Source organism: uncultured Thiodictyon sp. (genome assembly GCF_903828115.1).
Lineage (GTDB): Bacteria > Pseudomonadota > Gammaproteobacteria > Chromatiales > Chromatiaceae > Thiodictyon.
The window spans coordinates 1-7,872 of record NZ_CAIKKU010000357.1 but is presented as its reverse complement, the minus strand read 5'-3'; the positions used below and the strand labels follow the sequence as shown (position 1 = coordinate 7,872).

General features: G+C 70.2%; 6 protein-coding genes and 1 pseudogene. 3 read left to right on the top strand and 4 right to left on the bottom strand.

Annotated features, from left to right (window positions below; all coding sequences use genetic code 11):
• The first annotated feature begins 181 nt into the window (after nucleotides 1–181).
• Nucleotides 182–730, top strand: coding sequence for a PD-(D/E)XK nuclease domain-containing protein (locus tag QZY48_RS13095; RefSeq protein WP_366929682.1), 549 nt, complete (start codon nucleotides 182–184; stop codon nucleotides 728–730).
• 146 nt (nucleotides 731–876) lie between these two features.
• On the opposite strand, the gene QZY48_RS13090 is transcribed toward QZY48_RS13095, so the two are convergent.
• Both QZY48_RS13090 and QZY48_RS13085 read right to left on the bottom strand, forming a co-directional pair.
• Nucleotides 877–1,659, bottom strand: a complete 783-nt coding sequence (locus QZY48_RS13090; RefSeq protein ID WP_295431296.1) for a DNA-binding response regulator — start codon at nucleotides 1,657–1,659, stop codon at nucleotides 877–879.
• Between the two features lie 147 nt (nucleotides 1,660–1,806).
• Nucleotides 1,807–3,951 carry an ATP-binding protein gene (locus QZY48_RS13085; protein WP_295431295.1) on the bottom strand — a complete coding sequence of 715 codons (2,145 nt, stop codon included), beginning with the start codon at nucleotides 3,949–3,951 and terminating at the stop codon, nucleotides 1,807–1,809.
• A 345-nt stretch (nucleotides 3,952–4,296) separates the two neighbouring features.
• Here QZY48_RS13085 and QZY48_RS13080 point away from each other — a divergent pair, with 345 nt between their 5' ends.
• A complete protein-coding gene (locus tag QZY48_RS13080; protein WP_295431294.1) occupies nucleotides 4,297–4,848 on the top strand; it encodes a hypothetical protein in 552 nt (183 codons plus the stop codon).
• Nucleotides 4,849–4,956: 108 nt separating this feature from the next.
• Complete coding sequence (locus tag QZY48_RS13075) at nucleotides 4,957–6,198, top strand: autotransporter-associated beta strand repeat-containing protein (protein ID WP_295431293.1); 1,242 nt, start codon at nucleotides 4,957–4,959, stop codon at nucleotides 6,196–6,198.
• Nucleotides 6,199–6,673: 475 nt separating this feature from the next.
• Here QZY48_RS13075 and QZY48_RS13070 read toward each other — a convergent pair whose 3' ends face one another.
• Nucleotides 6,674–7,123 (bottom strand): pilin, encoded by a 450-nt coding sequence (locus QZY48_RS13070; protein WP_295431292.1) that lies wholly within the window; start codon nucleotides 7,121–7,123, stop codon nucleotides 6,674–6,676.
• A 213-nt stretch (nucleotides 7,124–7,336) separates the two neighbouring features.
• Nucleotides 7,337–7,743 (bottom strand): annotated as a pseudogene (locus tag QZY48_RS13065) (PD-(D/E)XK nuclease domain-containing protein); the annotation flags it as partial.
• Nucleotides 7,744–7,872 lie beyond the last annotated feature (129 nt).

The following is a 7,872-nucleotide window of genomic DNA, read 5'->3' as shown; positions in this document are numbered from 1 at the left end:
GTTCGCCCACGCTCCGCCTTTAACGCACGCGCCTTCCACTGCGCGCGGCTGTGCTCCAGATCCCGAATCTTGACCTCCGCAGCCCGCAGGCGCTGCTGCCGCTCCAACGCTTTCGCCTTCCAGGCATCCCTTCAACGAGACCGTCCTGCGGGTCCCCAACCTGGTCGCTCGGGCGCTCTACGTGGAGCGCCTGCGCGATACCTGGCTGCCGGAGTATGATGACCGCACCCGCCTGGTCGAGGTCGCCCGGCACTTCTGCCAGAGCGCCGACCCGGCGCCCCTGTGCGACTTCATCGAGCAGCGTGCCTTTCGGGTCCTCTCCAATCGCGACTACCGCTGGACCAATGAACTCCTGGTCAAGTTCGCCTTCCTCACCCTGCTCTTCGACGACCGGCTCTACATGGCGGTCTCCGAATTGGAGACCGAGCGCGGCTACGTCGACCTCGCCCTGATCGTGCGCCCGGACCTGCGCCGCTTCCGCGCCCTGGACCTGTTGCTGGAATTCAAATGCTTGGGGCTCAAGGATCTGGGCTTGAGCGGGAAGCAGGTACGCGCCCAGTCCCGCGAGTCGCTGGCCGCCGTGCCCGCCGTTGCGGCCGAGCTGGACGAGGCGGCGGAGCAGGTGCGCCGCTATGGCGCGGCCCTGCGCGCCCGCTACGCGCTGACCGACCTGCGCGGCTTCGCGGTGGTCGCGCTCGGGGTGGAGCGGCTGGTGTGGCGGGCGCTGTAGGAGCGGAGCCGGGGCGTCCCGCCCCGGTATACGGACCCTGGGGCGGGACGGGGCCTGTCCGGCCCGGTGGCGCTATCCGCGCCCCCATCCGGCCAACGCCCATGGCGCCTGCGCCACCCCGAACGATGAAACGCGAGCGCCCTGGATCAGGCGACCTTTGACAGGGCGTTCGGGCCGACGCCGAAACGCTGCTTGAAGGCGCGGGTCAGGTCGCGCCCGTCGAAGTAGCCGACCGCCGCGGCGGTGGCCCCGATGCTATGGCCCTGCTCCAGCAGGCAGCGCGCCCGTTGCAGGCGTTGCTCGCGCAGGTAGCCGAAGACGGTCATCCCCAGATATTCCTTGAACAGACGCTGCAGGCTGGTGCGGTTGGTGCCGCAGTGTCGCGCCAGGGTGGCCAGATCGGGCGGGTCGGTGAGGTTGGCGAGCAGGGTGTCGCGCGCCCGCAGGAGCAGTTCGAGCGGTCGCGTCGGCCTCGCGGACCCGGGGTCGGGGGGAACCGGGGGCCCGTAGTCGAGGAGGCGGTCCTGCAACTCGACGAGGCGCCGGGCCAGGCGCAGGTGGCTCGTGATCCGCAACAGGAGTTCACGGGCGTCGAAGGGCTTGGTGACATAGTCGACCCCGCCCGCGGCGAAGCCGCGGGCCTTGTCCTTGATCGTTCCCAGGGCGGTCAGAAAGATGACCGGGCAGTCGCGGGTGGCGGGGGCCGCCTTGAGTCGGCGGCAGACCTGGAAGCCATCGAGCCCGGGCATGCCGATGTCGAGCAGGATCAGGTCCGGCCGCAAGTGGCCGGCGATGTGCAGCCCGGCCGGACCGTCGCGGGCGCTCAAGACCTCCAGACCGTGCTCGCGCAGCAGCTCGAGCGCGAGGCGCAGGTTGTCCGGCTCATCGTCGATGACCAGGATGGTGCCGTGGTCGATAGCGGGGATCATCCTAAAAAGAGCAGTTATCCACAGATGAACACAGATTATCACAGATGATTCATTGACTTACGCTTGGCCGGGGGCTCACCTTGCCGGTGATTGTGACATCAGTGATAAGCGCATGACAATTCAAAGAAAATCTGTGTTCATCTGTGTTCATCTGTGTTCATCTGTGGATTTTAGGATCATGGGTCCTGCCGCCCGCTCGGCGCGTTCGGCCTGGGCGTCGACCAAGGCGATGATGCGCCCGTGCTCGAAGGCGTGCGCCAGTGCCAGGACCGCCGCCGCGAAGGCGGGCCGGCCCTCGGGGGCGGACCAGTGCCGACACCAGGCCTCGATGCGGGTGGTACGGCCCAGGTCGGCCAGGGCGCGCAGTTCGGCCAGGGCCTCGCGCGGGGGTGGGGCCGGCGGCTCTGCGGTGGCGGGTGGCGCGGTCTCGGTGGCGCGGGTCGCGCTGCCGGCGGCGGGGGCCGCCGCGGCGGCCCCGGTGCAGTCGTCGGCCCGTGCCAACGCGACCGCGGGCAGGACGAGCGTGAAGCGGCTGCCCTGGCCGGGCGCGCTGTCGAGTTCGATCCGCCCGCCCATCTGCCGCACCAGTTGGCGGCTGATGGTGAGCCCCAGTCCGCTGCCACGCGGTGCGGCGCCGACGGCCCCGGCCTGGACGAAGGCGGCGAAGATACGCTCCTGCTCCGCGGCCGGGATGCCGGGCCCGGTGTCCGCGACCGTGAGGCGCAGTGCGACCCGGTCCGGGGCGGCGGGGTCCGGGGTCGCCGCGGCGCTCAACCGGACCTCGCCCTGCTGGGTGAGTGCGACGGCGTTGCCGAGCAGGTTGGTCAGGACCTGCGTCAGTCGGCGCCCGTCCAGCCATACGCAGGGCGGCAGCCCGGCGTCGCCGTCCAGGTGCAGCCCCAGACCCTTGGCCGCGGCCAGCGGGGCCAGGTCGCCGACACAGTCGCGCAGTAGGGCGGGCAGGGCCGTGGGGCGCGCGGCCAGCGTCAGGCGTCCGCGTTCCAGGCCGCTGAAATCCAGGACTTCGTTGATCAGGGCCAGCAGGTGGCGGCCGTTGCGCTGGATGGTCGCGAAGAGGTCCCGGCGCCGCTGTGCCGCCTCCCCCGACGGTTCCGCGTCCAGGTCGCCATCGGGTTCCGCGCCGGGTCCCTCCATCCGGTCCAGCACCTCGGCGAAGCCGAGGATGGCGTGCAGCGGCGTGCGCAGTTCGTGGGTCACGGTGGCCAGCAAGCGACTCTTGGCGCGGGTGGCGGACTCCGCCTGCTGCTTGGCAAAGGCCAGCGCCAGTTCCGCGCGTTTGCGCGCCTCGATATCCACCAGGACCAGCACCGCGCCCGCCCGCGGCGCGGCGGGGTCGAGCGGGCTCAGGCTCGCCTGGGTCCACAGGAGGCTGCCGTCGCGACGGCGTACCTGGAGGTCCTCGCTGTAGGCGCTCCCATCCGCGAGCGGCGCGTCGTAGCCTGCGTCGAGCGTCTCGAAGGCCGCCTGGTCGCGGTGGATCAGCCGTGTCGACTGGCCGATGAGGTCCGCGCCGTGGTAGCCGAGCAAGGCGCAGAAGCGTGGGTTGGCCTTGGTGATGATGCGCTCCCCGTCGAGCAGGGCGATGCCGGCCGAGCTGTTGTTGAAGATGGCGCGCTGGCGATTGAGCGCGGCCTGCAACGCCCCTTGCGTCTCGCGCAGGGCACCGGTCTGGCTGTGCAGCGCCTGCACCGTGGCATCGAGCGAATGCAGCAGCCGCGCGGCGATGAAGGCGGTGCAGGCACTGTAGGCGGTAAAGGAGAAGACGGTCTGCAACCAGACGGCCGGCGTCTTCACATAGCGCGGGTAGTCGAGGTTGAAATCGAGCAGGCCGGTCACGGCCGCGGCCCCGACCGCGCCCAGGACCAGTGCCCCGACGGCCACGTTGAGCCAGCCCGCGCGCCGGCTCAGGAACAGCATGCTCAGCAACACGATCAGGACGACCAGTGACTTGGCGTTGGCGACCGGCCCCACCATGACCAGCGCGTTGATCGCCAGGCCCCACAAACACAGGATGAGGAGCACCGCCTTGTACTGATAGGGGAGCCCGCGTCGTCCCAGGTACAGAGCCCAGAGCAGGGCGGGGGTGGCGACCAGGTTGACGAACACCAGCGGACTCCAGCCGACGGACAGATTGCGGATGAAGGACAGGGTGCCGGAGCAGGTCATCACGACCGCGGCGATCAGGATCACCTGATCGAGGGTGTGTCGGCGCAGGGCCGGCAGGTCCAGCAGGGGCGGGGGTGTCCGCGGCGCGGCGTCGGCGGTGGGCATAGCAGGTCCGGGTGGCATGAGCAACCCCGGGAAAGTAGCACCGCACGGCGCGCCCGGTCAGTGGGAGCGGCTTGCGCCGCGACGAGGCCCCGGCAGTTGGCGAGGTCTTCGGCGGGCCAGCGGGACGGATCGGCGAGGGAATAGGGCGATTTCCGAAGAACTCCGAAACCCGAAAATATTGCCGCATTCCCGCAAAACATTGCCGCGTTCCCCTGTTGCGATGGCTGGCCTCCCGGTAGCGTACGGGCGTGCGTTGCTGGACGGGGCGCGCCCCGGCGGCGGTCTTGCCCGGCTAAGGCCGGAGGCCCCGCCTGGTTTTCTTCCCTATTTGATTTGGAGTACCGCGTGACAACCCATCGTTGCCTTTCCGCCCGGCCGCTGGCCCTGGGCCTCCTGCTGACCCTGGCGGGCACCCCCGCCCTGGCCGGCACCTACAGCGTCACCAGTACTGCCGACACCAACACCGCCGGGACCCTGCGTTATGCCATCGATCAGGCCAACGCCAACCCGGGCAGCACCATCAACCTCCAGTCCAGCCTCGGCACCATCACGCTGGGCAGCATGCTGCCGCTGCTCAACGCCAGCGTGACCATCAACGGCAACGGCAACACCGTCAGCGGCGGCAACCAGTACCGCGTCTTCTTCGCCCAGCAGGGCACGGTCAGCCTCAATAACCTCACCATCGCCAACGGCAAGGCCCAGGGTGGCAACGGCGGGCTGAGCGCCGGCGGCGGGGCTGGGCTGGGCGGCGGGCTCTTCGTCAACGCCGCTAAGGTCCAGTTGAGCGGGGTCCAGTTCACCGACAACGGCGCGGCCGGCGGCAGCGGCGGCATCTTTTCAGGTCATGCCGGCGGCGGCGGCTTCTACGCGGCCGGCGGCAACGGCGGCGGCGGCTAGGGCCATGGCTTAACCGGCGTCACCGGCGGGTCCGGCGGGGCGGGCATCGGCGCCGCCGCCGGGGGTGTCGGCGGTGACACCTCCGGGGCCAACGGCGCGAACGGGACCGTGGGGACTGCGACGGCCGATCCGGGTGGCGCGGGTGGCGCGAGCGCCGGCACCGGCGGCGGCGGGGGCGGGACGAATTCCGGAGTCGACAGCGGCGGCGGCGGCTTCGGCGGCGGCGGCAGCGCGGACGCGCCTGGCAACGGCGTCTTCGGCGGCGGTGGCGGCGGCTTCAGCGGCGTCGGCGGCGTCGGCGGCGGCAACGCAGGCATAGACTTCTCCGACTTTGTCGGCATGGGCGGCGGCGGCGCCGGACTGGGCGGGGCCGTGTTTGTCAACGCCGCCAACGGCGGCAGCCTGGACTGGTCCGGCGGCGGCCAATCCGGGGGCTCCACCACCGGCGGGGCGGCCGGCACGGGGAGCGGGAACGAGTTCCCGGTCGGCGCCGGATCGGCGGCCGGCACCGCCCTGTTCCTGCGGGGCGGCAATGTCAATCTGACCGTCGCCGGCGGCAACACCGCCACCCTGAGCGGGGACATCGCCGATGCGGCCGGCGAAGGCACCGGCAATCCCGGTTCCATCACCAAGCTGGGCGTCGGCACCCTGACCCTCACGGGCGCCAGTACCTATGCCGGCGGCAGTACGGTGAGCGCAGGGACCCTGGTCGCCGGCAGCAACGACGCGCTCGGCACCGGCACGGCTACGGTCGGGGCCGGCGCCACCCTGCGGGTCGGCGACGGGGTGACCCTGGGCAACCTGATCGCACTCAACGGCACCATCTCCGGCACCGGCGCGGTGACCGCGGACCTGGTCATCCAGGACGGCGGCACGCTGGCGCCCGGCAACAGCCCCGGCACCCTGCATGGAACCAATGCCACCTGGGGCACGAACGGCGTCTACAGGTTCCAGGTGCGGGACTTCGCCGGGGTGGCGGGGGCCGACTGGGACCTGCTGCGCCTGACCGGCACCCTGGACCTCACCGCCACCTCCCTGGACCCCTTCCTGATCGACTTGGTGAGTCTGGACGCGACCGACAATCCGGGCCTCGCTGCCCACTTCAACCCCGCCGACCCGCTGAGCCTGAAGCTGGTGGAGTTCGCCGCCGTCAACGGCTTTACCGCCGACATGTTCCGCGTCAATGGCAGCGGCTTCCAGAACCCCACCAACGGCGGCACCTGGAGTCTGAGCACGGGCGGCAGCGGGCTCTTCCTTGACTTTGCGCCCGCGGATGCCCCCGCGCCGGCCACGCTGGCCCTGTTCGGTCTCGGCGCCGGGCTGCTGGTGCGCCGCCGCCCCGCACACTGACCGGCGCGCGTGGGAGCGGCTTTAGCCGCGCTGTGGGAGCGGCTTTACCGTGAAAGTCGCGCCGGGAGCGCGCTCCTCATCCCCCTCCCCTCTGGGGGAGGGCCGGGGAGATGGAACGGCCATGGCGTCCGCAACTTTCATCTTTCGGGGTGGCGCGGGCGCCATGGCCGTTAGCCGCGACGAGCCCTCGCATCGCGGCTGAAGCCGCTCCCACGGGGGGACTTTCATCGTCCGGGGTGGCTGATGTTCCGTCCATGGCCGTTAGCCCCGACGAGGCCAGGGTAACCGGCGTGGTCCCTTGGCGGCCACCCGTTGCATACCCCCCGCCGGCGTTGGTCATGATTCCGGCCGGTTCCGGGTTGACACCCGTAGCGGCCGGGGGCGGACCGCGACGGTACCGCGACGGTAGGGTAGGTGCGCCCCTCGGCGGCGATGGATTACCGTGAGGACCGGTACCCGGGACGATGATCAGGTGCTACCGGCAACTGGCGGGGAGATAGCGCGGATCGAGGTACCACCCGGCACCGCCCGCGCCGGAGTGGCCGCGGCAGATCCAACTGATGGAGCCGGCGGATTGGTTCGGTATCAACCACAGGATCGTGCCGTTGAGTTCCACCCCGGCCCCGGGTCCGTACCAGACCTCGATCGCGCCCCGGCCGATGGACCAGTTGACTCTCGTCACGGCCACCGGCCCGCCTTGGGAGTAGTAGTCTTCGTCGGCGGGCGGCGCGTGCCCGTTCGCCAGGATGTACTCGGTCAGATAGGTCTTGTAAGGCGCGACGAAGGAGACCCCCTCGGCGGCCCGTGTCCGGACGACGAAGGTCCGGTAGGCCGGCACCGCGAGGGCGGCCAGGATGCTGATGATCGCAACGACGACCATCAGTTCGACCAAGGTGAAGCCCAAAGCTGTCAATCGTGCGGTCATGGGAGTCTCGGCGGCATCCTGAGACTTAAATTGTATGCCGGCCGGCCGGCCTTTGTTGACCACCGCACTGCATTTTCGACGCGTTCAGCAGTTAAACTGCCGAGTCTGTGATGGGCATCGCCCGCATCGACACCAGACCAGCGAGACGCCAAGGTAGCCAGATGACAAAACTCAAGCTCGGTATCCCCAAGAGCAGCCTAAGGGAATAAAGGTTCACAGCGCCCGCCACACCAGCCGCTCCACCCCCAGGGCCACCACCGCCAGGGCGCGCAGGTCCTTGAGCCCATGCCGCTCGCGCAGCGTGGCGCCGTAGGCCCGCGCCTGCGCCGCCGCCTCATCGTCACCGCCGGCAGGGCGGCCAGGGCCTCGCGCGGCTGCGCCCGCACCTGCTCGCCGGTCAGGCCCAGGTCCTTGAGCCCCAGGTATTTGAACTCCAACAGCAGGTCGAGCGCCTGAAACCGGCGCATGTCCGGGCGCACGATGAGCGCGAGGTCCGCATAGCCCCGGTCGGTCTCCAGTTCCGAGACGGCCATATAGAGCCGGTCGTCGAACAGCAGGGTGAGGAAGGCGAACTTGACCAGCAGTTCATTGGTCCAGCGGTAGTCCCGGTTCGACAGCACGCGGAACAAGCGTGTCCTTCCGGCAAGGCTGCATGAATGCCGAGCGCAGTTCCGGTAGCGTGGGAGCCCCGCGTCCTTGGCGAACCCAAGGCCCGCCATTGTCGCTGTTGGCGGTGCGGGCGAGCCGCC

What these genes read in the sequence shown, in the direction of transcription:
- QZY48_RS13070 (WP_295431292.1), bottom strand. Translation starts at nt 7,123, where the DNA reads ATGACCGCACGATTGACAGCTTTGGGCTTCACCTTGGTCGAACTGATG.
- QZY48_RS13085 (WP_295431295.1), bottom strand. Translation starts at nt 3,951, where the DNA reads ATGCCCACCGCCGACGCCGCGCCGCGGACACCCCCGCCCCTGCTGGAC.
- QZY48_RS13090 (WP_295431296.1), bottom strand. Translation starts at nt 1,659, where the DNA reads ATGATCCCCGCTATCGACCACGGCACCATCCTGGTCATCGACGATGAG.